Genomic DNA, 21,973 nt, shown 5'->3' with positions numbered 1-21,973 from the left:
CGCTCCAGCCAGTGTTGTCAATTTCCCCCCCCAACATGTCAAACCCGCAGCCACCGTAGACCAGCCGGCCGCGAGACCACCAGCCTTGTCAGCGAAGCTTTTGCTTGGTTCAAGAATGTTCCGGGTCAAATGCGTAGGCGGCCGTCGCACCATCGAGGACTAACGTCCGTAAGGTGGCGGCCCGTCAACGGAAGCTCTTGGTGCAACCTGACCCGTCCTAGGAGCGCCCGATGGGTTCAGCACCGCGCGTGTCTCACGCTTAAGATGCACTCGCCCGCAACCAACGACAAAGAAGCCCCTGAGCCAGAAAGCTCGGGGGCTTTCGTCGTTCTGAGCGCACGAAGCTCCACCAAGACCGCGGCATGCATGACGCCGCGAAAGCTGCCCGCACAGCGACCTCAATCGCGCCGCTCTACCGGACCGACCGTTTCTACCACGAATACGGCACGACCAAAATCGGGACCGAGGCAGCGCAGTCGGGCGTGGACATTCACGTCGTCAAATCGGATGGTCAGGAGGCGGGCCGATGAGGTCGCCGAGATTTGGCTGCGTTCGCCATCGATGATGCAGGCCTATCTCGACGATCTGGCCGCGACGCGGGCGGTCGATGATCGCCATCCGGCGGGCGACGTCGCCTGGCGTCACGTCGACGGCTTTCTCACCATCGTCGACCGGCTAAGGACATGATCCTGACCGGCGGCGAGAACGTCTCCTCGAAGGAGTGAAGGATGCGCTTCAAGCGACCGGCCTAGTCACCGATTGCGCCATGATAGGCTTACCGCACCCGGAATGGGGCGAGATAGTCGTCGCGGGGATCCTGCTCGGGCCTGACGCGAATTTTGACCCGGACGAGTTGCGGACGGCGTTCCGCGGGCACATCGCATCCTTCCAGGTACCGCGCCGGTTCATGCGCCTACACGCTTTGCCCCGCAACCAGACCGGCAAGGTCTTGAAGGGCGAACCGCGCGCCCTTGTGGCCGGCAGGGCCAACGACGCCTGACTTTGAAAGGTCCAGCTATGTCCCGTTTCGCCCCCACCACCATCCTCGAAACGCACGAGGTGACGAACCAGCCCTCCGAGTTCGCCGGCCGCAACCTCTACTCCACGGACCGGCCGCTGCGCGAGGCGGTGCTTCGTGAAGCCGGCGAGTGGCTCGACGCGCGCATGGGGGCCCTTGGCGCTGAACTGGGCGCCGACCGCGTGATGGAGCTCGGTGACCTGGCCAACCGGTTTGCGCCGGAACTGGTGGCCTTCGACCGTTACGGCCGCCGCATCGACGAAGTCCGGTTCCATCCCGCCTATCACGAGCTCATGGCGATGGCGACACGGCACGAGATTCACGACGTGGCCTGGACAATCGGTCGGCCTGGCGCGCGTGTCGCCCATGCGGCGCTTCTCGCCCTGTTCACGCAGATCGAGGCGGGCACGATGTGCCCGATCAACATGACATACGCGGCGGTCCCGGCGCTGCAAGCGCATCGCAGCGTCGCACAGCCCTGGCTCGATAGGCTGATCGGCGGCCGGTACGATGCCCCGCTGCGCCCGATCGCCGACAAGACCGGGATCACCATCGGCATGGCGATGACCGAAAAGCAGGGCGGCAGCGATGTGCGCGCCAACACCACGCGGGCGGAGCGGACCGACGACGGCAGCTATCGCCTCGTCGGACACAAATGGTTCTGTTCGGCGCCGACGAGCGACGGCTTTCTGACGCTGGCGCAGGCGAAGGGTGGTCTGAGCTGCTTCCTGGCGCCACGCATCACCCCCGAGGGAGAACGCAATGCGATCCACGTGATGCGGCTGAAGGACAAGCTCGGCAACAGGTCCAACGCTTCCAGCGAGATCGAGTATCACGGCGCTCACGCGATGCTGCTTGGTGAAGAAGGGCGCGGTGTCAACGTCATCCTGGAGATGGTGCATCACACCCGGCTCGGCACGGTGGCCGGGACCATCGGCACGATGCGGATGGCGTTGGCGCAGGCGGTCCACCACGTCTCGGAACGGCGCGCGTTCCAGCGCAAACTGATCGACCAGCCGTTGATGCGGGCGGTGATCGCTGACCTGGCGGTGGAATATGAGGCGGCGGTGGTGCTGGCGGCGCGGGTCGCGCGCGCCTTCGACAAGCGCGAGGAGCATGAGCGCGCCTTCGCACGGTTGAGCGTCGCTTTGGCGAAATACTGGCTGACGAAACGCAATCCCAATTTCATTTACGAGTGCATGGAATGCCACGGTGGGGTGGGATACGTCGAGGAGACGCCGATGCCGAGGCTGTTCCGCGAATCGCCGCTCAACGCGATCTGGGAAGGGTCGGGCAACGTCATCGCGCTCGACGTCTTGCGTACGCTCGCGTGCGAGCCACGCGCACTCGAAGCGTACCGCGCCGAGGTCGCGACGTCGCGCGGGGGTAACACCACGCTCGACGCCGCCGCTGACGCGCTGTTCGATGAACTCGGGCGCGGCGTACCGGCCGAAACACGCGGCCGCCTCATCGCCGAACGAATGGCGCTCACACTGCAAGGTGCCCTGCTCGTGAGGAACGCGCCCGCCGCCGTCGCCGACGCCTTCTGCGCGACCCGTCTCGGCGCCGAGGGTGCACGGTCGTTCGGTGTTCTGCCCACGAGCCTTGACATTGCAGCGATCGTGGATCGGCAGACGAGCTGAGGCTGTATTCGTCGACCGGACAGTCCAATTCTTCCTGTCTTAAAGGTGCTGCATGGACCCATCGAAGCGGCAACCTACCTTTCCCGAAGGGTGATCCCCGTTGCGCACCGCCGTGAGTGCGCGTGCGGCGGAAAGTTGTCGCGCGGCAGAGACCGCCAGGGACCGCCGGTCCTCTGCAAATAAAAGATCGCAGTCATGGCTGCGCACATGTCGGTCTTGTGAGGATGGCCGCCGGGCGTCGCCTGCGGGATCAGCCGCATCGGCACCGCCCATTGCTAAGGGAGCCCGGGCCTTCACGCCTGTAGGTCGCCCTGTGCTCCACCGTCCATGTCATCGCGCTCCTGCCGAAAGCGTCCAGGCGCTCTGAATCACTCAACTCAGGCGGGCGCAACAGCCTTTTGGATCAAGCTCTCAGCCGTTTTCGAGACGGCGGGCCACGTACAGCATTGCTGGCTTAGGAGGGCGCCTTCAGGACGTCAACGATGCCCCGGTAGACGATGTCGGCCACGGCGGCGCGGTACTCCGGGTCTTTCCCTGGATCAGATCGATACGGGCGAAGGGCATGGGGTTCTCCATCGCTTGTTCGGGTTGCGCTCGATCCAGGCTATGGGGTCGCTTCGGCAAAAAGGCAGAGGGCGACGACGGGGCCGCTTTGTCAGCGATCATCGATCTCCGGCACGCCGCTGCTGCGATCGGCGTAGGCGACCCCGAAGCTCGGACGAAGCTGCCACCGGCGCCAGAACGCATCCACGTGCTCGAAACGTTCGTCGAGCGGGGTCGCGTTGAGCGGAAACTTCGAGAACGCGATGGCGACCGCCATCGTCATGTCCGCGAAGGTCGGCGCATCCCCGCCAAGGATCCAGTCGCGTCCGTCCGACAGGTGCTGATTGATGAGGCCCGCGTGGGCCAGCGCTTCCTTGCGGCAATGTTCGCCCCAGGCGTGGTTGGTGGTCAGTTCGAGTTTCGGTCCGAGCCCTTGGTGCAGGACATGGAACGCCGTGACGATCCGGTAGAGGATGTGCACCCAGATGCGGTTGTTCCACATGGTGTCGAGGCCCTGCTGCAGCGCGTCCTCACCCATGATCTTCCGCCCCGGCATGGACTGGTCGAGATACCTGGCGATGGCGTCGGTCTCCGCGAGAGAGCTGCCGTCCGCCAACTGAAGTGTCGGCGTCTCACCCCACGGGTTCATCTTGAGATGCCGCCACTGCCGCTGCTCGCCAACGGGGCTCATATCGTAGATCTGCTCGTCGAGCCGATCGGCAATTCCCTTCTCATGCATGAAGAGGCGCAGGCGCTGCGGGTTCGGGAAGGCCGAAGGTGAGGTGAAGAGGCGGAGCTTCGCGGTCATGCGGTGATCCTTTCAACGTGTACTAAACGGAGCTACCGGACGTCAGGTAGGTACTTGCTACGAGGTGGTTAGCCCTTCCATTCCGGGATGTCAACGTCTATCTATCGTCAGGTAAAACGGAGGGGATGATGGCGGCCGACACGAAGGAGCGGATCATGGAGGCGGCGCGGCTCACTGTGCAGGACCTCGGCTACAGCGGCCTTAGCTTCCGCGAACTGGCCAAGGATGTCGGCATCAAGAGCGCCAGCATCCATTACTACTTCGAGACCAAGGGTGCCTTGGGGGCGGCGCTGGCCGCCCGTTACACCGCACATTACGCCGAGGTTCTGGACGGTCTGCTGGCCGAGGGGCTCGACGTCAAAACCTGCATGACACGTTATGTCGACATCTTTGGCGACACCTTGCGCCACGGCAACCGCATGTGCCTCGCCGGGATCCTGTCGGCCGAGCGGAACGAACTTCCTGAAGAGGTACGAGCCGAGGTCGTCAAGTATGGCGAGATGAACGAACGTTGGCTCGAACGGGTGCTCGCCATGCATGAAACCGCTGAGCCCGACGAGATCCGGCGGCGTGCGCGTGCCATCTACGCGGCCGTGCAGGGTGCGCAGTTGATCGCTCACAGCCGCGGCGACGTCTCGGTTTATGAAGACATCGTCGCGACCTACCGGGCCAACGGCATGATTCCCTAGGCCTGCTTCGGGAGGCGCCGCTGTATCGGCGGGAGCGCCATTGCCATCGGCTCGCAGCCGAGCCTCGAAGAGGCACCTGATCTCCTGCAAGTCGTGATCGCCTCCGCCGTCATCAGCCCTATCTCAATCGGGGGCCACGGCGGGTTGCGCGGCTGTTGAGCGCTACACTCCGCCAAAAGGTCCTCAACACTCTCCGCAGTGTTGTTTAGAAGAGGAGCATCGATTGACGAACTCCGCTCACTCCAAGTCCCCGATTACGCTACGCAGGTTCTCGCAGCCCGTCTTTCCGCGCGTCGAAACGATCGAGCGGAGTGACGACCGCTTCATCGTGTCGCTTCCGACCTGTCGGGGGCAGCGTCAAGCTCGAATGCGAGGGCGGCACGATCTATGACGGCGACGTACGGCCAGGAATGTTGCGGATCATGTCTCCGGGGGAACGGCTGAGGGTGGAGCGTCGCTCTCGCGCCGAGGCCGTCGTCGTCTCCGTGCCGGGACCGCTTTTCCGGCGCATCGCGGAGGAGCGAGGTTATCTGGCCGCGCCTTCCGGGCTCACCTTCGTGGCCCCCATCGTCGACCCGAACCCTCACGTCGAACGTCTGACGTCGTCGCTCCTCGGTCTCAAGGAGGTCGACGCGAACCTGCAGCCAATGTTCCTCGAAGGCATAACCCTGGCCCTGTTAGCCCTCGCCTTCGCGCCATGTCACGAGCGTGGGGGCACGCGGCGCCGCCCGGGCCTGAGCAAGGCGGATCTCACCCGCTGCATCGACTTCGCCGAGGCGAACCTCTGCGACAAGCTCGATCTCGCCTCCTGGGCGGCGGCGCTCGGCTTGTCACTGAGCGAGTTCGTCCGCCGCTTCCAGCAAACCATGCACGTGGCGCCCTACACCTGGTTCCTGAACCGGCGCGTCGACCGCGCCAAAGCGCTGCTCGAAGACCCGGATGTCGCCCTAAGCGTCGGCTTCTGCAGTCAAAGCCACTTCAGCGAAGCCTTTCGGCGCAGAACCGGGGCCTCTCCAGGCGAATGGCGCAAACAATTTCCGAGCGGAATCCGATAAAGCGACGGATCGTGGAAGGCCGAAGCGACACGCGAACTATCCTTACCCTCGAGCGCTCGCGCGCTCCCGTATGTTTCGGCGTCGATTGGGGCATTCGATGGGGATCGGTCACCAAGGCAGTCCATGGCATGATGTCCGCATTCGCTGCTGGCTCCCGCGGATCGGCGGTCTTGACGTCAGTTTGCACGACGACGGAGGGTCGGCACCATTACGGCCGCGAGGCCCGCCATCGATGGCCTGCACCACCTCAAACTGCCCGTTGCCGACCTTGAACGCGCGCTGGGCTTCTATGAGCTGGTGCTCGGCGCCGAGCGTCTGTCCGAGGCCGATCACCACCGCGAGGACGACGGCTCGCTCTATGCGCTGATTTTGAAAGTTCCGGGGTTCGGTGCGCTCCTGGAACTGCGCCTGAACCCCGAACAGGCGCAGGGTCAGCGAGGCTTCGACCCTTTCACCATCGCGGTCCCCGACCGCGGCACCCTGGAGCGCTGGGCGACCTTCCTTGATGGACTTGCCGTGCCGCATTCGCCGATCCTCACCGCGATCCAGGCCTGGGTCATGGTGGTCGAGGACCCGGAGGGGCACCGCTTCCGCCTTTACACGCGCGAGATCCACGGCCGTGACCTGATGCCCGACGAGGACGATCCCTGGCTCCAGGGTTGATCCGCTATCTCATCGAGGAGACCCAGATGACCGATCCCATTTTGATCACCGGCGCCGGGCCTACCGGCCTGACGGCGGCGCTCGAATTGTCCCGAATGGGCGTGCCGGTCCGGTTGATCGACAAACGAGCGGCGCCCGCCACGACCTCGCGCGCGATCGGCGTCCAAGCCCGCACGCTCGAACTCTTTCGGCAGCGCGGGCTCGCCGACGAGATGGTCCGGCTCGGCAACAAGGGCCGCTTCGGCAGCGTCTATGGCGGTGGCAAGCGGGTGTTTCACCTCGACTTCGCCCATGTCGAGAGCCCGTTTCCCTACCTCTTGTTCATCTCGCAGGCGGAAACGGAGCGTATCCTCAGGGACGCCTGTGCCCGCGAGGGCATCAAGCCCGAGTGGAGCGTCGAACTCGTCGCCTTCCGGCAAGACGCCCTGTCGCACGACCCATCGCCTTTCCATGCCGTGCTGCGGCATCGCGACGGCCGACTTGGAGAGGTCGCCGCACCCTGGATGATCAGCGCCGAGGGCACGCGCAGCATCGCGCGCACGACGCTCGACCTCCCGTTTGAAGGCCATACACGCGAGGAGCAATACGCTCTCGGCGACATCCGCATCGACGGCGACCTGGCCGACACCGATTTCCACATCTTCTCGTCGGAGCACGGCTTCATGGGCCTGTTTCCGATGGGCGGCGACCACTTCCGCCTGATCGCCAGCAATCCCTTGAGCACGCCCGAAAAGGACCCGGCGCCGTCGCTGGAAGAGATCCAGAGGATCTACGACATGCGCTCGCACATCCCGGCGCGCTTCCACGACTGCGTCTGGAGTTCATGGTTCCGCATCAACAGCCGCATGGTTTCGCGGGTGAAGGCGGGCCGTATCTTCCTGGGTGGCGACGCCGCACACATCCACTCGCCAGCGGGCGCGCAAGGCATGAACACCGGCATCCAGGACATGATCAACCTTTGCTGGAAGCTGGCCCTCGTGCTGAAGGGGCAGGCCCCGCCGGCTTTGCTTGACACCTATGGCGAGGACCGGCTGCCGGCGATGCGCAACGTCCTGTCGCAGACCGACAGCCTGACCACGACCATCGGCACCGAGAACCCTGTCGTGCGCACGCTGTTCAACCATCTCGGACCCTGGGTGGTGGGCACCGGCATCGTGCAGGCCAGCGCGACGGCGGGCATGAGCCAGATCGCGCTCGATTATCGCGACAGCCCTCTGTCGGACAGCCACCACACCGGCGGCTCGCTGCGGGCCGGCGACCGCGTGCCGGACGTGCCGGTCCGCCTGGGGCAGGGCGATGGTTGGCGCGAGGCGACGTTGCACGAGGCGCTCGATCCGTCGCGTTTCACGCTGCTGGTCCATGCTCTCGATGATGGTAACCATCGCGTCGATAGGAGCGCGTTCCCGCCTGACAGCATCGTCTCGTGGCTCATCACCGCTTCGACCGATGGCGCGCGGGACGCGCTTGACGGAATACTCGGCCGCGGCAGCGCGACCCTGGTCAGGCCGGACGGCTATGCGGCGCTGACCACATCCCTTGCGACGGCTCCCGCGCATCTCGGCGCCTGGTGCGCCAAATGGCGACCTCCGTCACCACGCCGCAGATAACGAGATCGTGCCGTTTCGTGGCGGCGATGGCGGAAGCGGTCGGCTTGTCGTCGAACACGGGAGCCATGGTCCGGACGAGGGGTTTGGCGTCGGACGGTAGCGCCGCCAGTTCGGGAATGAGTCTCGATTCGGCGTCACCGGCCGGCACCACGCTGACGGTCATCGGCAGTTCGAACAGCTTGCCGATTTGGGCGATGGCGACGGCCGATGGGATGAGCTTGTCCGGCGGGTTCGTCCGGCTGCTGCCGATGATCTCCGGCTGAATATCGACGAACAGGATCTGCGTCGTCGCCGGAGTCATCGGCGCCTTGTGTTCCTTGATGGCATTTACCGTCACGATCGAGACCTCCTCTTCCCACGCTGGTCGCAGCACAAGATGCTGGTCGCAGCACAAGTTGAAGTAGCTCGTTGAGCGCCGCCGGCTATCAGGATCCGACTGGCCGTCGAGATCCTCACGCGACCTGCGCGCGCCCGCTATGCTTTCCGCGGCTCACGGTGTTGACCGATCCCTCGATATGAAGGCGAGCGGCTCCGTGATCACAGTGCGCCGTTTCAAACGACCTGCGAATGCGGCGAGCTTTGTCGCCGCCGCGTGAGCGGCGTCGGCAGGAAAGCCGAAGCTTGAGGCGAGAGCCTGCGACGCCAACTCAATCTTCACCGGGTCTGAACGGACCCCGTCTAACCACGGAGCCGGAGTCCCTCAGGATCGTAGGCCGGTCGGGTCGAGACGACCGCTGCCCATTCGGTTGCGCCGCCCGCAATCGAGACCTCTTGCCCGTCGACCGCAAGAGCGGGTGGGACGTAGGCCATCGCAAGTGTGCGACCGACAGTATGGCCGCGATCTGCGGAGGTCACCCGTCCGACGGCTTCACCGGAATGGCCGACAGCCGTACCGACCGGCGGCAACGGGGCGTCCGGCGCCATCAGTAGCAGCACAAGTTGTCGCTCCGTCCCCTTCGCTTTCTGCCGGGCCAAAACCTCGCGTCCTTGGAAGGCCGGCTTTGTCAGCTTCACGGTCCAGCCGAGCCCGGCCTCGATCGGCGTCGTGGATTCATCGAGATCAAGTCCGTACAGCGGATAGCGCTTCTCGATCCGCAGGCTGCGCAACGCACCGAGGCCGCAAGGCAGGACGCCCAGCGGTCGTCCCGCTGCAAGCAGCGTGTCGAGGACATGCTCGGCATATTCGCTGGGGTAAAACAATTCGTAGCCGAGTTCTCCGGAATAGCCGGTCCGGGAGACCAGCATGGGGACGTCGGCAAGCGTCATGAGCTTCAGGGAAAAGTAGGCCAAGGCGGTCGTCGACAGGTCGCTTTCGGTCAAGCCCTGTAGAAGTTCGCGCGAGTTGGGTCCCTGAACGGACAGGTAAGCGTTCTTGTAGCCCAAGGCCGTCACGACCGCATGACGGCCCTCCGCCGCCCGTCGCAGCGTCGCCAGCACGGCATCGACACGGCTGGGTGTCGGCACGAGCCAGAACCGGTCGGGTTCAAGTCGGTAGCAGGTGAGATCATCGATCATCCCGCCTTCCGCATTGCACGGCGCCGCATAGACGACGCGACCCACGGGCTGTCGGCTGATGTCGGCCACCAGAACCTGATTGAGGACCGCCTCTGCATCCGCGCCGGCCACCTCGATCGGAACCTGATAGTAGACGTCGAACAGTCCCACTCGCTCTCGGGTCGCGCGATGCTCGTCTTCGGTCGTGGAAAAGACCGAAGGCGCGGCGAACCCGATGCGCTCGACGAACTGGGCGCCCAGTTGCACGAACCGGTGGTGATACGGGGAGTGACGCAACATAGCCATGGACAAACCTTTCCGATCTCCCCTTGCAACGCCGGTCACGCACGCGGAAGACGTACAACGTCTACCCGATGAATGTCTTGGATGCACCGATCCAGACTGGCTCCGGAATGGCGAAGTCTCGCCGAAGCGATCCCTGAGCGCCTTGGCGACGCCCTGCGGGTTCGCTGTCTCAGGTGGGAGTGCCGCAGCCACCCCTTCGGGCGGCTGACCTAGAGTCAAGCCTTTGCACGACCAGTTGATCCCGCTCGTGTCGAAAGCGCTTCAAAGCGGGAACCCATTATTAAAGATCTCCGACGATGGCCTGAAACCAGAAGGTCGGAGCGGCTCTTTGCCTCCAGGTCTAGCCTTGGAGAAGCACCATGTACCAGCGGGTGATCACCGCTCCGCAGATGTCCGAAGTCTTTGAGGAGCTTCAATACACAGGCACGATTCACGAAGGGTCAGTCTGGGTCACCATGGGGCATCATCCTGAACTTGGCTCTGTCGTCACCATCCAGGACGACAGCCCTGACAAAGCAGTGCTGCATTCCGAGTTTCCACCCGACTTTCCGAGCCAGGAGCCTGCGGACGGAAAGGCCCGGCATTGAAGGCGGCCTTATGTAGAAAATGCAGCAAGAAGCATCATTTACGGTGGCGTCTTTCATCTCACATGAAGCCAAAATGACAGATACCACAATCCTTGTAGTCCTCTCCGCAAGATGAAAAAGGGTAAGGTCTACATCCGCGACGTGGAAGCCCGTACAGAAGTGGTTCGTCGCGATCTGGTCGATCTCCAGGCCTCACATGACCTCTTCCGCAGAGGCGCCATAGATGGGGCATAGGCCTTCTCTTCACCGGCCTTGTAGATGGCCTTAAGGCTGAGGGTGCGTGCCTCGGCAGAGAGAAGGAAGTGGGAGGCTATGACATCGTATCCGGTGCCTATTCATCGTATCTGATCTCATTGTGGGCTTATTTTCAATGACAATAGCATCAAATATAATGTCATTCGTCAGCGAGGGTAAATGCGCGATGTCAGAACCGGCCGAAGCCGTCGAAGAGAAATGGGACGCCCGCGTCAAAGGCATCCTGAAATCCGAGTTGAAGCGGCGTGGCGTCACTTATGCCCAGCTTGCGGAGAAGCTCGCGACGGTAGGTGTCACAGAGAACGAGCGGAACATCCGCAACAAGATTGGTCGCGGGAGTTTTACTGCTGTCTTCTTCGTTCAGTGCATGGCGGCGATTGGAGCGACTCAGATCAGGATATGAAAAAAATCTCTTTAGCCACAGGATTTTCTGCTCCTTGAGCAAAAATGGTCATCAATCTGAGGCCTAGATGTTCAACATTTTGCGACGCAGTAGACGTAATGCGATCTTATATCTTTCACATCGGCTAGATAAAGATGCTTTGGCGGGTTGGAATCAATTAAAGGAAGATTGCATCGCTACAGATACAAAACCATTTTTCCTATACGACAACACGCGTTCGGATTTTTCTGATCACCCAAATATAAAAGATTCTGAAATCTATTTATTCTCCTTTTCACATCTCGCGCAACATTGGCCATTCAAGGCATGGGATGCGGCTCGACCTCTGGACCAGGGAAATATCATATTTGTCATACTCAACTTCTGGAAGGACAATCCAGGTTACCAGTTCTATTGGCGGGTTGAATTTGACGTTTTCCTAGATGCGCAGTGGTGCGATCTGATCGCTGCATTCAAGGGCAACAAATCGGGCCTGCTTACAACGACGCTTGTGCGGCCCGAAACTCGACCCGGTTGGGTTTGGTGGGAGACGCTCAAAAGTCCTGAGACGCTGCGGCGCTCCGTTGAGCCAATCCGCTCGTTCATGCCGCTTGCGCGGTTGTCTGGTGAAGCTTGCGAGGTTCTGAGTCATGCCTATCGCAGCGGTTGGGCGGGTCACGACGAGGTCTCTGTTCCCACAATCCTGCATCATGAGGGCTTGATGATAGAAGACCTTGGGGGAATTGGGGAATTTGTTGGACCAAGCTCATCGAGGCAATGGTACACCAACACACCGACTCTTGAAGGGCTAGGACCTGGAACGTTCGTGTGCCCTCCAAAACAGGCTGACTTTCATCAGGAAAGAGGAAAGCTCTACCACCCTGTAAAGGATCGTGGTTCGTTCCTGGCCAAACTGAAGGAAACCAGATTACAGGCGCCGTGATGTTTAAGGACGCGCTGTTGCACCCTGCTCCGTCACAGGCCTCCAGTCGCGTGAAGATCGTCTTGCAGCCTCAAGATCACCGCGCTTGAGTATCCGTCCCATAGTTCCAACAAAACGTGCGTAACCTGACAGATAGTGGGGCAACAACATTCCTCGCACCTCATCTGTTGCGCCGGGAACGTCGTCGGCAAAAACTGGGATTGTCAGTCCTAAGTCGCGAAGACGGAAGATCGCGTCCATAAGGTCTGCACCATGAGCGCGGTCGCGCTGCATAATGGCGCGCCGATGGTATTCGTGCGCCTCAAGCGAGTGATTGAATTGCACGCGCGACCAATGGTCCTGATCCTTGTAGCCGCCTTCGGGACGAGGCGGGCGCGGCGCGGCGTCTTCGATCTGTTGCTGCGTCCGTAACGTCTCGTCCGCCATCACAACGCACTCGCGGCCAAGCTCAATAAGCTCCGCACGGCCGGGAACAGGTTTCTCGTCTTTGGCAAGCGGATAACGCCATGCCCAAAGCCGCTCCAGAATCAGCGCTACGATCAGAGCGATAGCGGCTCCGCCCCAAAAGTTGTTCAGCCACTCGACCATGGGCCGTGCTCGCGGCCACACATGATCGGTCACATACGGGGTCAGCTTGTCGTCGAAGAACTTGCTGGCATATGCGCCATAGATGGCGAGGGCGCCCTCGTAGAGGACTTTGAGGACGACAACCGTCACCCCGCTTCCGACGATCCCAAAGAAACCAGAGCGCAGCTTCATGCCGCCTCATAGCACAACAAATCACCTCTCGAACCTTTCAACGTGAGGGGCTTAGGTAGGATTGCCTCAAACATCAGCCTTTTCGAGGCAACCAGCATCACATCCGGTCACGCTCTGGTGCCATTCCTGCATAAGGCCGCATTGAAGGCGCAAGAGTGTCGATCGCAACGGGAGGTGGCCTGCTCGTACGTCCCTTCATGATGATCGGCCTTTTCCCCTGCGGAAGCGATCATTGCTGACCACGTTCCTGCTGGCGCGCCAGTCGGGTCGAACCGACCAGGACGGCGATCAAAAGTGCGAGGACACCCAGTTCGATGACGCCACGCCGCCGACGCCGGGATTTCTTTAAGATGACCGGGCCGTTCTTAAACGGGATCGGTCGGCTTCAAGTGAATGTCGCGAAGGCCGGACACGCTGAAGAAACTTCGAATGCGGTCGATCAGATGGACCGTGGCGGCCGGTTCGGGACAGGCCTGTGCCGCGACCGTGCGGTCGAGTAGCGCACGGGCGTTCGAGGCGGCGCGCTCCAGCGCGTGCAGCACCTCGGGGTTCGATTGGAGCGCGGGCGCGATCATGGCCTTGCCGACCTCGTAGGCCACGAAGGGCGTGAGCGCCGTGACGGTCGCCGCATTCGGGCTTCCGGTCAGCAGGGCCAGTTCGCCGAAATAATCGCCGGGGCCGATCGTCCCAAGGCGGCGGCGATGGCCGTCGATGTCACGCGACACGTCGAAGGCCCCCTGGGCGATCACGAACATGGATGCCACCGAACCGCCCTGTGTGAAGAGGGTATAGCCGGCGTCGCCCGCATGGCGGACCAGCCGGGAGGCGAGCTGGCCACGCTCGTCCTCGCCAAGCGCCTTCAGGATTGGCACGTCGTCCAACAAGTGGAGAAGGTCGGGCACGGTGGCGGACGGCAATCTGGCCCCATCCTGGCGGGCCAATGGAATGCCGTTGTAACGGGCGTGTCGCGCGATCTGCGCGAGGAGGTCCGAGCGGGCCGCGCCGAATTCGGTGATCGGGATCGAAAACTGCATTTCATAGGTGGCGCCCTCGCCACGCAGATCCACGCAGACGATCGACGGAGGTGGCGATGGCGGCACCAGCGCCGCATTGAGGGCGCTGGCCCGGAGCATCGCCATGGCGTCCTTCGGCGGCACGCTCGCATCGATGACGATCTTGATCGTCGCGAGGTGGGCCTCCGACGGAATGCTGCGGTTGGTGATACGGGCTTTCGCCACGACGCTGTTGGGCACGGTGGCGACATCGTTCGTCGTGGTCGCGATGCGGGTCGAGCGCCAGTTCGTCTCGATCACCCGCCCTTCGGCGGCACCTTCGATGAGGACAAGGTCGCCGACCCCGAAGGGGCGATCGATCCCGATCGCCACGCCCGAAAAGAGGTCGCTCAGGGTGCTTTGAAGCGCGAGGCCCAGCACGATGGCGATGATCCCCGAGGTGGCCAGCAGACCCGCGATGGACACGCCGAAGCCAAGGTCGATCACGGCCAGCAAGGCGCCGAGATAGATCGCCCCAGCGGCCAGATCTGAGAGCAGCCGCGCCGCATGTCGCTGATGATTGATGCCGAGAGCGAGCTGTCCCGTAGCGATGACGATGCGCGCGACAAGGAGCCACCAGCTCGCCACGAAGGCACGTTCCGAGAAGGCCACGAAAGCCCCGACATCGGCCGGAAACTGCGGCTGAAGCGGGGAGCCGACGAGCGGCGCCATCGCCAGGGACAAGAGGATGATGGCGAAGAGGCTGAGACCGATCCGCAGCCAGATCGGCCGCCGACGGGCCGACAACGAGACGACGATCATCAAGACGATCGTCGTCCATGCTGTCGTGATCCAGATCGTCATCAAAGTTACTCGCCAGGACGCTAGATGTGAGCCGTTCAGAGGTAGCACATCGATGTTGCCCCACCCCAACGTTTCGACGACACTCGGAACGGACGCCAGCTCGGGGGACCCCGTCGGTCGATCCAAACACTCAAGCTCTAGCCGTCTCGGGGCGGATGCGGCAGACTTGCACGTAAGTTCGACCCGACGGTCTTCGCAGACACTCTGGAGCTGACCCCATGACGGATCCCGGCGCTGACGTTCAGCCCGCCGCAAAGGCGCCGCGAATGGCGGCCGCCATCGTCATCGTCACGGTTGTGGTGATCATCGGCTTGTCGCTTTGGTATCTGCTGCAACCGCAGCCTCTGCTTGTACAGGGAGAGGCGGATGCCACGCGCATCGACATCGCGGCCCGGGTGGACGGACGGGTGGCTGGACGGCCGGTCGAGCGTGGGGACAATGTCGCGGCGGGTGCGATCCTGGTCACGATCGACAACCCCCAATTGCTGACGAAATTGCGTGAGGCGCAGGCCGCCGAGGCCGTGGCACAGGCCGACCTCACCCGGATCGAAGTCGGGACGCGGGCGGAAGTCGTTGCAGCCCGGAAGGCAGCTTTGGCGGCCAGCGAGGCCGATGCCACACTTGCGCAGCAGACCTTCGACCGCACGAAGCAATTGACCGCCCGCGACTTTGCGCCGGTGCAGAAACTCGATGAGACCACGCGCGCGCTCGACGTCGCCCGGAGAGGTGTCGAGCAGGCGAAATTCGCTTACGACGAGGCCGTTGCGGGCTACACGCCGGAGGAGCGTGGAGTGGCGAAAGCAAGTGTCGCCAAGGCCGAGGCCTCGATCGCGACCTTGCAGGCGCAGGTCGATGAATTGACCGTCAAGGTCCCCGTCGCCTCGCAGGTCTATCAGATCGGCAGCGAGATCGGTGAATACGTGTCACCGGGCGTGCCGCTCCTGTCGCTCGTCGATCTCGGCGACGTCTGGCTGCGGTTCGATCTGCGGGAGGATCTCGTGAAGGGTCTCAAGGTCGGCGACCGGTTTACCGTGAAGGTGCCGGCCTTGGGCGACCGTTCCATCGAGGTCGCGGTCCGGACGATTGCGACACGTGGCGAATATGCCGGCTGGCGTGCGACCCGTGCGACCGGCGACTTCGATCTGCGTACCTTCGAGGTCCGGGCCTATCCGGTCGAGAAGATCCCGGAACTCCGGCCGGGCATGAGCGCCTACGCAACCTGGTCCGTTGGGCGCACATGAGCGAGCCGCTCCGCCCCGGTCTGCTTGCCGTCGCGCTCCGTGAGGTGGCCTGGATCCGGCGGGACCGGGTCGCGCGACTGATGGTGCTGGTGGTGCCGCTGGTCGCCTTCGCGCTCCTCGCCATGACGTTCAGCAATGCCGTCATTCGTCAGCTGAAGGTCGATGTCGTCGATCAGGATCGCTCGCAGGCATCCCAGGCGCTCGTGCGGGCGATCGACGCCGCACCCGGGGTGACCATCGCGCTTCGCTCGGCGGATCTCAACGGCGCCATGCACGCCGTCCGGTCGGGGGGCGTGATCGCGGCCACCTACATCCCGCAGGATTTCGAGCACGATCTGTTGGCAGGGCGCCGTCCCCAGGTCGTCATCTTCTACAACAAGCAGTTCTTCACGCCGGGCAACGTCGCATCCGGCGCGCTTCAGGCGGCCATCTCGGCCGCTGTCGCAGACCTTCCGAAAGGCCCGAAGGCGGCCGGCTTCACGCCTGGGCCGCTGGTTGTCGAACAATATGTTCTGACCAACCCGGCCCTGAACTATGCGCAGTTCCTGCTGCGCGCGATCCTGCCGACCGTGCTGCATGTCATGGTCGCCATCGCGGGGGGCTTCGCGGTGGGGTCGGAGTTCACGGGGCGGTCGGTCCCCGACTGGCTCGAGACGGCGGGGGGCGCCCCACTCACCGCTCTTGTCGGTAAGCTTGCGCCCTATTTCGGCATCTTCGCCATCATGATGACCGTCGGTCTCGTCATCATTCACGGCCTCTACCAGATTCCGTTCCGCGGCGATGAGGTGATGATCGGCGTCGCGGCCTGTCTGCTGATCGTGGCCTATCTGTCGCTCGGTGCGCTGTTCCAGCTCCTCGTCAAGAACCTCGCCACTGGCCTGACACTCACCGGCATCGTTTGCTCCCCGGCCTTCGGCTTCGCGGGGGTCGGCTTTCCGGTTCTTGCGATGGGCGCCTTCGCGCGGGGATGGGGGGCGCTGCTGCCATTGCGGTGGTACATACAGATCCTCTTCGATCAGGCGGCGCGTGGGGTGCCGGTGCGGGACTCGGCTGCGCCTTTCGCCATGCTGGGCCTGCTTGCCGTCGGGTTCTTCGGCGTCGCCTGGCTGCGGTTACGTTCGATCGCGCGGCATCCGCTTCCGGCCGTACAAACGGCGCGGGAGCCCGATGTCCCGCGTCGCGGCATCGTCGGTTTCTTCGCCGCAGAATATGGCCGCGTGCTGCGGGATCGCGGCGCCTTCGGGCTGATCGTGATCGGACCCCTCATCTACGGGGTCTTCTATCCGCAGCCCTACCTCGGACAGCTGATCCGCGGCGTTCCGATCGCGGTGGTCGACGACGACGGCACGGATTTGAGCCGAACCCTGGTCGAGACCCTTAATGCCGACGAGGCCATCGCCGTGGCGGCGCGCCCCACGACACTGGCGGAGGCCCAGGCCGCCTTGGCGCGCCGCGAGGTGTTCGGCATCCTCAGCATTCCGGCCGGCACCGAACGGGAGGTGCTGAAAGGCGACAGGGCGCGCTTGCCGGCCTTCGTCGATTCGGCCTACTTCCTGCTTTACAGCCGCACGCTCCAGGGGATGATGGAAGCCACCGGCACGGTCTCGGCCGACATCGCGGGCGGCGGCGCGCGAAGCGATGGCAGCCTGTACCGGGCGGCACTGGCCAGGAGTTCGCAAGTCGAGATCCTCAACCAGCCGCTGTTCAACCCGACCGGTGGCTATGCCAGTTACATCGTTCCTGCCGCCTTCCTGCTGATCTTGCAGCAGACGCTGCTGATGGGCGTCGCGACCCTCGGCGGCGTCTCCTTCGAACAGGGCGGTGCGACTGCGAGGCGCCGCCGCAGCAGTGCCGCTGCCGTCATTGGGCAGGCGTTGGCTCACCTTCTCCTCGCGCTGCCTGGATGCGCGCTCTATCTGATCGTGCTGCCCCGCATCTACGGCTTCTCCTATAGTGAACGGGTGCTCGACATCCTCGTGCTGGTGATCCCCTACATTCTTGCGATCAGCTTCATGGGCCAACTCGTCGGCTCGTTGTTCAAGCGCCGCGAGACTGCGGTCCTGCTTCTGATCGCGGTGAGCTTGCCGATCTTCTTCCTGGTTGGTGTCGCCTGGCCGCCCGAGGCCATCCCGCGCGTTCTGCGCGTTCTCAGCATGATCTTTCCAAGCACCCTCGGTATCGACGGATTGGTCCGAGTCAACCAGATGGGCGCCTCCTTCGGGGACGTGTTTCGAGATTGGGCCCGGCTGTGGGTGTTGGTGGGCATCTATGCCGTGCTGGCGATCGCCGTGGGTCGCCTCGCAAGTCGGGAGGAGGCCGCCCATGTCGGCTAGAACGGTGGTGCTGGCGCTGCTGGCCGTTGCGGGAGTGAGTGGGGCGTTCATCTACGGTCGCCGGGGTGGCCAGGAGACACTGCCCATCCTGGGCATGGTGCGGCAAACCGAAATTCGCGTCGCCCCCGAGATCGGCGGACGATTGGCTTCAGTCGCGGTCGCGGCGGGTCAACACGTCAAGCGCGGCGATGTGCTGGCCGTGATCGACAATCCCGACCTGACCGCCGCCCTCGCCGAAACGAAGGCGGCGACGGCCAGCGCCGCCGCGGATCGTGCCCGAACCTATTCCGGCACCCGGCCCGAGCAGGTGTCGATCGCGGCCGAGGCCGTGCGGACGGCCCAGGCCAATCTGCTGCTCGCCCAACAGCAGAACGATCGGGCCGTGACCCTGAATTCCAAAAGTTTTTTGAGCCAGCAGCAACTCGACGAAAGCAAGGCTTCCTTGGCCAAGGCGCAGGCCGATCTCGACGGCAAACGCGCGCAATATGCGGCCGAACAGGCCGGTCCGACCGCCGAAGAGCGCCGATTGGCCGATGCAAGGGTGGCGCTGGCGGAAGCCGCGACCGCGAGCCTCGAGGCGCAAGTCGCCAAGACGACGCTGCTGGCGCCGGCCGACGGGACAGTGGGCGTCCGCGTTGCCGAGCTGGGCGAGATCATGGCGCCCGGCAAGGCGGTCCTGACGCTCGATGTAGACGACAAACGCTGGTTTTCCTTCACGATGCGTGAGGACAGGCTGCGCGGGCTGACAATCGGAACGACGGCGCCGCTGACGGCCGATGATGGTCGACGCCTGGAGGCGCGCGTGGTCGAACTCAGACCGCTCGGCGAGTTCGCGACCTGGCGCGCCGCCCGGGCCGTTGGGGATCACGATCTGAACAGCTTTCGTGTCCGGTTCGACCCCGTCGAGGATGTCAAAGGGCTCGAACCCGGCATGACCGTATGGCTCACACCTCGGTAGCACGCCACGAGAACCCTTTTGCCACGCAGTATTTCGTTCCCGACGCCCGTCTTCTAGCTCGATACCCGCATCCCTGGGATGCGCTTTCAATCGCATCCGACACCGGCGCATGGCACGCGCAACCCGTTGTGCCTGGGGCCGTCGAACAGAAAGTGAGATGCGGATGAGCCTCCTCGACACACGTCGCGCCCAGATGTTTCCCACGCTCTCGGATTTCCAAATCGACCAGGCGCGCCGCTTCGCTGTGGGCGAGCCGCGGGTATTCGCACCGGGCGAAGGGGTGTTCGATCTCGGCTCCCGGCACGTCGCGGCCTGGCTGGTCCTTGAGGGTACCCTCGCGATCATGCGCCGCGAGCCGCTTGGCGAGGAGGTCATGATCGCCATACTCACGCGGGGCCAGTTCAGCGGCGAGGTCGGCCAACTCACTGGCGCCGCCGCCTTGGCGTTCGGCCGTGCCGGCCCGGAAGGCTGCACCGCCGTCTGCTTCGATTCCGCTCATCTGCGAGCGCTCCTGATCGGCAGCGCCGAGGTCGGCGAGATCGTCATGCGGGCGCTGATCCTGCGCCGTGTCGGCCTGATCGAGGCAGGCGCCGGCCCGCTTCTCCTTGGCGTCGCTGGCGCCCCGACCATCGTGCGTCTTCAGGGCCTGCTGACCCGCAACGGGTTTCCGAACCATCTCGTCGATGTCGATGGACCGGAGGGGCAGGAGTTGCTGCATCGGATCGGGCTTGGCCACCAGGATCTTCCGCTCGTGATCTGTCCGGGCGGCCAGGTGCTCAAGAACCCGACCGATGCCGAGATCGGGTTGTGCCTCGGCCTCACCCCCGAGCTCGATCCCGACAAACTTTACGATGTGGCGATCGTCGGTGCGGGACCGGCCGGCCTCGCCGCCGCCGTCTATGCGGCCTCCGAAGGTCTGTCCGTGATGGTGATCGACAGTCGCGCGGTGGGCGGACAGGCCGGCGCTTCGGCCCGGATCGAGAATTATCTCGGCTTTCCAACCGGAATCTCAGGTCAGGCACTGGCCGGTCGCGCCTTTACCCAGGCCATGAAGTTTGGCGCCGAGATCGCGTTGCCGCTCGATGTGGTCCGCCTGGACTGTCCGGATGGCGACGAGCCGCTGCGCCTGCACCTCGGCTCCGGCAGTGTCTTGCACAGCCGGACGCTGGTGATCGCTTCGGGCGCGCGCTACCGAAGGCCGGATATTGCCAATCTCGATGGGTTCGAGGGCAACGGCATCTCGTATTGGGCGTCGCCGATCGAGGCGCGCCTGTGCAAGGGCGAGGAGATCGGTCTGGTCGGCGCCGGCAATTCGGCCGGCCAGGCAGCGGTCTTTCTCGCGCCCTTTGTCAAGACCTTGCACCTCGTGATCCGCGGCACGGACCTGCGGAGTTCGATGTCGCGCTACCTCGTCGACCGTATCGAAGCACTGCCGAACGTCGAACTGCATACACGAACCGAGATCGTGGGCCTCGATGGGGACATCGCACAGGGTTTGTCCGGCGCTCAGTTCCGTCATCGCGATACGGGCAGCACGCACACGTGTCCCCTCCGCCATGTCTTCCTGTTCATCGGCGCCGAACCGAACACCGGCTGGCTCGATGGGTGCGTCGACCTTGATGAGAAAGGCTTCGTCCGAACCGGCGCGCCTCGTGGGGGTCATCCCGTCCCCAGTTTAGAGACCAGCCGCCGTCGCGTCTTTGCCATCGGTGACGTCCGTACGGGCTCGACCAAGCGCGTGGCGGCCGCCGTCGGCGATGGGGCGGGGGTGGTGGCCCAGATCCATGCCGCGCTCGGAGCCGCAACCACACAGGCTTGAAGCGGCGAGGCACGGTCTCATCTCGATTTGTCGAAGCGCGGCGATCTGAAGTGGTGCGTTTCGAATTCTATGGTTGGTCCGAGATCCTCGCTACGATCCATTCCCAGGGCAGCATCAGCGCCGGCGGCTTGTAGAACGAAACGACTTGGCGGAGGTCGATAGCGTTTGGCACGAAGGCTCCGGTTGAGAGGCCCCGTAAATGAGGAGCCATCCATGACGAACGTCACCTATGCCATCGCAGACCTGCACGGTGCCTTCGACCTGATCGAACTCGCGATGGCGCAGATCGAGCGCCACGCGGAGGCCGCCTCGGCCGGGAGCCGCACACTCATATTCCTCGGCGACTACATCGATCGCGGCTCACGGAGCCGGGAGATCATCGAAAGACTGATGGCAGGCCCGAGGGACGGCTGGCGGTGGGTGTGCCTCAAGGGAAACCATGAGGCGATGATGATCGAGGCCTTGAGGGATCCGCTCGACGAGGAACTGTGGATCGAGAACGGCGGCGAGGCGACCTTGATGTCCTATTCGGACGATTGGCTGCCCGGGCAGGTTCCTGATAGCCATCTCGCTTGGGTCGAGAGCCTTCCGTTGCTGCATGCCGACCAGCATCGCGTCTTCGTCCATGCGGCCGTCGATCCGACGCGTCCCCTCGATGCACAGGACGAACACGCGTTGATGTGGTCCCGCACCGGAAATGCCCTGGGGCACGGCGACCGGTTCGTGGTTCATGGCCACACGCCGCACCCGCAAGGTCCGGTCCGGGATGGCAATTCCATCAATCTGGACACTCTCGCCTGGAAGACGGGCCGACTTGTGGTTGGCGTCTTCGACGATGATCGGGCTGGCGGACCAGTGGATCTGATCGAGGTGCTGCGGCGATGACCGGTTCGAACCGGCCTCGCGGGCATGCGACTGCCGCGATGCCCTCGGTGCGGTACTCTTGAACCGCCTCGCCGTCATCGCACCGCGAGCCGCCTCTTGCCGGCCGGCAACGCGCTTCTCGTTGTCGCA

22 protein-coding genes are annotated in these 21,973 nt (G+C 63.7%); 16 read left to right on the top strand and 6 right to left on the bottom strand.

All coding sequences use genetic code 11. The annotated features are described in order from the left end of the window. The first annotated feature begins 362 nt into the window (after positions 1-362). From M8523_RS06930 to M8523_RS06915, 4 genes are read left to right on the top strand one after another with little or no spacing between them, the layout of a single operon-like run. Complete coding sequence (locus tag M8523_RS06930) at positions 363-530, top strand: hypothetical protein (RefSeq protein ID WP_282584111.1); 168 nt, start codon at positions 363-365, stop codon at positions 528-530. 34 nt (positions 531-564) lie between these two features. Beyond that, positions 565-687, top strand: coding sequence for a hypothetical protein (locus M8523_RS06925; RefSeq protein WP_282584110.1), 123 nt, complete (start codon positions 565-567; stop codon positions 685-687). A 34-nt stretch (positions 688-721) separates the two neighbouring features. Then, positions 722-1,000, top strand: a complete 279-nt coding sequence (locus M8523_RS06920) for an AMP-binding enzyme (protein WP_282584109.1) — start codon at positions 722-724, stop codon at positions 998-1,000. Between the two features lie 17 nt (positions 1,001-1,017). Beyond that, complete coding sequence (locus tag M8523_RS06915) at positions 1,018-2,661, top strand: isovaleryl-CoA dehydrogenase (protein ID WP_282584108.1); 1,644 nt, start codon at positions 1,018-1,020, stop codon at positions 2,659-2,661. A gap of 74 nt (positions 2,662-2,735) precedes the next feature. Here the strand turns inward: M8523_RS06915 and M8523_RS06910 are convergent, their stop codons facing one another. Beyond that, on the bottom strand, positions 2,736-2,927 hold the full coding sequence (locus tag M8523_RS06910) for a transposase (protein WP_428349986.1): 192 nt from the start codon (positions 2,925-2,927) through the stop codon (positions 2,736-2,738). Positions 2,928-3,316: 389 nt separating this feature from the next. Continuing rightward, positions 3,317-4,012, bottom strand: coding sequence for a glutathione S-transferase family protein (locus M8523_RS06905; RefSeq protein ID WP_282584107.1), 696 nt, complete (start codon positions 4,010-4,012; stop codon positions 3,317-3,319). A 155-nt stretch (positions 4,013-4,167) separates the two neighbouring features. On the opposite strand from M8523_RS06905, the gene M8523_RS06900 reads away from it, so the two are divergent. From M8523_RS06900 to M8523_RS06885, 4 genes are all read left to right on the top strand, one after another. Next, positions 4,168-4,701 carry a TetR/AcrR family transcriptional regulator gene (locus M8523_RS06900; protein ID WP_282584106.1) on the top strand — a complete coding sequence of 178 codons (534 nt, stop codon included), beginning with the start codon at positions 4,168-4,170 and terminating at the stop codon, positions 4,699-4,701. Between the two features lie 311 nt (positions 4,702-5,012). After that, positions 5,013-5,756: a helix-turn-helix domain-containing protein gene (locus M8523_RS06895; protein ID WP_282584105.1), complete on the top strand. Its 744-nt coding sequence runs from the start codon at positions 5,013-5,015 to the stop codon at positions 5,754-5,756. 207 nt (positions 5,757-5,963) lie between these two features. Then, the gene (locus M8523_RS06890) at positions 5,964-6,419 is read left to right on the top strand and encodes a VOC family protein (protein ID WP_345894229.1); all 456 of its coding nucleotides are present in this window, start codon (positions 5,964-5,966) and stop codon (positions 6,417-6,419) included. A gap of 26 nt (positions 6,420-6,445) precedes the next feature. Next, positions 6,446-8,026: an FAD-dependent monooxygenase gene (locus M8523_RS06885; RefSeq protein ID WP_282584104.1), complete on the top strand. Its 1,581-nt coding sequence runs from the start codon at positions 6,446-6,448 to the stop codon at positions 8,024-8,026. Here the strand turns inward: M8523_RS06885 and M8523_RS06880 are convergent. Then, positions 7,920-8,363, bottom strand: coding sequence for a cysteine hydrolase family protein (locus M8523_RS06880; RefSeq protein WP_282584103.1), 444 nt, complete (start codon positions 8,361-8,363; stop codon positions 7,920-7,922). The two genes, M8523_RS06885 and M8523_RS06880, sit on opposite strands and share 107 nt — an antisense overlap. A gap of 341 nt (positions 8,364-8,704) precedes the next feature. Continuing rightward, positions 8,705-9,826, bottom strand: coding sequence for an aminomethyl transferase family protein (locus tag M8523_RS06875; RefSeq protein WP_282584102.1), 1,122 nt, complete (start codon positions 9,824-9,826; stop codon positions 8,705-8,707). Positions 9,827-10,185: 359 nt separating this feature from the next. Between M8523_RS06875 and M8523_RS06870 the strand changes: the two genes are divergently transcribed. The 3 genes from M8523_RS06870 (at position 10,186) to M8523_RS06860 (ending at position 11,993) form a co-directional block, all read left to right on the top strand. Next, positions 10,186-10,413 carry a hypothetical protein gene (locus tag M8523_RS06870; protein ID WP_282584101.1) on the top strand — a complete coding sequence of 76 codons (228 nt, stop codon included), beginning with the start codon at positions 10,186-10,188 and terminating at the stop codon, positions 10,411-10,413. Between the two features lie 421 nt (positions 10,414-10,834). Beyond that, positions 10,835-11,071, top strand: a complete 237-nt coding sequence (locus M8523_RS06865; RefSeq protein ID WP_282584100.1) for a DUF6471 domain-containing protein — start codon at positions 10,835-10,837, stop codon at positions 11,069-11,071. Between the two features lie 67 nt (positions 11,072-11,138). Further along, complete coding sequence (locus tag M8523_RS06860; protein WP_282584099.1) at positions 11,139-11,993, top strand: hypothetical protein; 855 nt, start codon at positions 11,139-11,141, stop codon at positions 11,991-11,993. A gap of 3 nt (positions 11,994-11,996) precedes the next feature. Here M8523_RS06860 and M8523_RS06855 read toward each other — a convergent pair whose 3' ends face one another. Next, positions 11,997-12,752, bottom strand: a complete 756-nt coding sequence (locus M8523_RS06855; RefSeq protein ID WP_282584098.1) for a hypothetical protein — start codon at positions 12,750-12,752, stop codon at positions 11,997-11,999. A 365-nt stretch (positions 12,753-13,117) separates the two neighbouring features. Then, positions 13,118-14,608, bottom strand: a complete 1,491-nt coding sequence (locus tag M8523_RS06850; RefSeq protein ID WP_282584097.1) for a mechanosensitive ion channel family protein — start codon at positions 14,606-14,608, stop codon at positions 13,118-13,120. A gap of 218 nt (positions 14,609-14,826) precedes the next feature. Here M8523_RS06850 and M8523_RS06845 point away from each other — a divergent pair, with 218 nt between their 5' ends. From M8523_RS06845 to M8523_RS06825, 5 genes are all read left to right on the top strand, one after another. Further along, on the top strand, positions 14,827-15,849 hold the full coding sequence (locus M8523_RS06845) for an HlyD family secretion protein (RefSeq protein ID WP_282584096.1): 1,023 nt from the start codon (positions 14,827-14,829) through the stop codon (positions 15,847-15,849). Continuing rightward, the gene (locus tag M8523_RS06840) at positions 15,846-18,182 is read left to right on the top strand and encodes an ABC transporter permease (RefSeq protein WP_282584095.1); all 2,337 of its coding nucleotides are present in this window, start codon (positions 15,846-15,848) and stop codon (positions 18,180-18,182) included. Before M8523_RS06845 ends, M8523_RS06840 begins: the two co-directional genes overlap by 4 nt. Continuing rightward, on the top strand, positions 18,172-19,140 hold the full coding sequence (locus M8523_RS06835; protein ID WP_282584094.1) for an HlyD family secretion protein: 969 nt from the start codon (positions 18,172-18,174) through the stop codon (positions 19,138-19,140). Before M8523_RS06840 ends, M8523_RS06835 begins: the two co-directional genes overlap by 11 nt. 163 nt (positions 19,141-19,303) lie before the next feature. Beyond that, positions 19,304-20,959 carry an FAD-dependent oxidoreductase gene (locus M8523_RS06830; protein WP_282584093.1) on the top strand — a complete coding sequence of 552 codons (1,656 nt, stop codon included), beginning with the start codon at positions 19,304-19,306 and terminating at the stop codon, positions 20,957-20,959. Between the two features lie 213 nt (positions 20,960-21,172). After that, on the top strand, positions 21,173-21,844 hold the full coding sequence (locus M8523_RS06825; RefSeq protein ID WP_282584092.1) for a metallophosphoesterase family protein: 672 nt from the start codon (positions 21,173-21,175) through the stop codon (positions 21,842-21,844). Positions 21,845-21,973: the final 129 nt, after the last annotated feature.

Source organism: Lichenifustis flavocetrariae (assembly GCF_026130545.1).
Taxonomy (GTDB): Bacteria; Pseudomonadota; Alphaproteobacteria; order Rhizobiales; family Beijerinckiaceae; genus Lichenihabitans; species Lichenihabitans flavocetrariae.
The sequence above is the reverse complement of the archived record's forward strand: the minus strand, read 5'-3'. Positions and strand labels throughout refer to the sequence as shown.

Excerpts from the sequence above, each read along its gene's own strand:
- M8523_RS06930 (WP_282584111.1), top strand. The coding sequence starts at position 363 with ATGCATGACGCCGCGAAAGCTGCCCGCACAGCGACCTCAATCGCGCCG.
- M8523_RS06925 (WP_282584110.1), top strand. The coding sequence starts at position 565 with ATGCAGGCCTATCTCGACGATCTGGCCGCGACGCGGGCGGTCGATGAT.
- M8523_RS06915 (WP_282584108.1), top strand. The coding sequence starts at position 1,018 with ATGTCCCGTTTCGCCCCCACCACCATCCTCGAAACGCACGAGGTGACG.
- M8523_RS06905 (WP_282584107.1), bottom strand. The coding sequence starts at position 4,012 with ATGACCGCGAAGCTCCGCCTCTTCACCTCACCTTCGGCCTTCCCGAAC.
- M8523_RS06900 (WP_282584106.1), top strand. The coding sequence starts at position 4,168 with ATGGAGGCGGCGCGGCTCACTGTGCAGGACCTCGGCTACAGCGGCCTT.
- M8523_RS06885 (WP_282584104.1), top strand. The coding sequence starts at position 6,446 with ATGACCGATCCCATTTTGATCACCGGCGCCGGGCCTACCGGCCTGACG.
- M8523_RS06875 (WP_282584102.1), bottom strand. The coding sequence starts at position 9,826 with ATGGCTATGTTGCGTCACTCCCCGTATCACCACCGGTTCGTGCAACTG.
- M8523_RS06870 (WP_282584101.1), top strand. The coding sequence starts at position 10,186 with ATGTACCAGCGGGTGATCACCGCTCCGCAGATGTCCGAAGTCTTTGAG.
- M8523_RS06865 (WP_282584100.1), top strand. The coding sequence starts at position 10,835 with ATGTCAGAACCGGCCGAAGCCGTCGAAGAGAAATGGGACGCCCGCGTC.
- M8523_RS06860 (WP_282584099.1), top strand. The coding sequence starts at position 11,139 with ATGTTCAACATTTTGCGACGCAGTAGACGTAATGCGATCTTATATCTT.
- M8523_RS06855 (WP_282584098.1), bottom strand. The coding sequence starts at position 12,752 with ATGAAGCTGCGCTCTGGTTTCTTTGGGATCGTCGGAAGCGGGGTGACG.
- M8523_RS06850 (WP_282584097.1), bottom strand. The coding sequence starts at position 14,608 with ATGACGATCTGGATCACGACAGCATGGACGACGATCGTCTTGATGATC.
- M8523_RS06845 (WP_282584096.1), top strand. The coding sequence starts at position 14,827 with ATGACGGATCCCGGCGCTGACGTTCAGCCCGCCGCAAAGGCGCCGCGA.
- M8523_RS06840 (WP_282584095.1), top strand. The coding sequence starts at position 15,846 with ATGAGCGAGCCGCTCCGCCCCGGTCTGCTTGCCGTCGCGCTCCGTGAG.
- M8523_RS06835 (WP_282584094.1), top strand. The coding sequence starts at position 18,172 with ATGTCGGCTAGAACGGTGGTGCTGGCGCTGCTGGCCGTTGCGGGAGTG.
- M8523_RS06830 (WP_282584093.1), top strand. The coding sequence starts at position 19,304 with ATGAGCCTCCTCGACACACGTCGCGCCCAGATGTTTCCCACGCTCTCG.
- M8523_RS06825 (WP_282584092.1), top strand. The coding sequence starts at position 21,173 with ATGACGAACGTCACCTATGCCATCGCAGACCTGCACGGTGCCTTCGAC.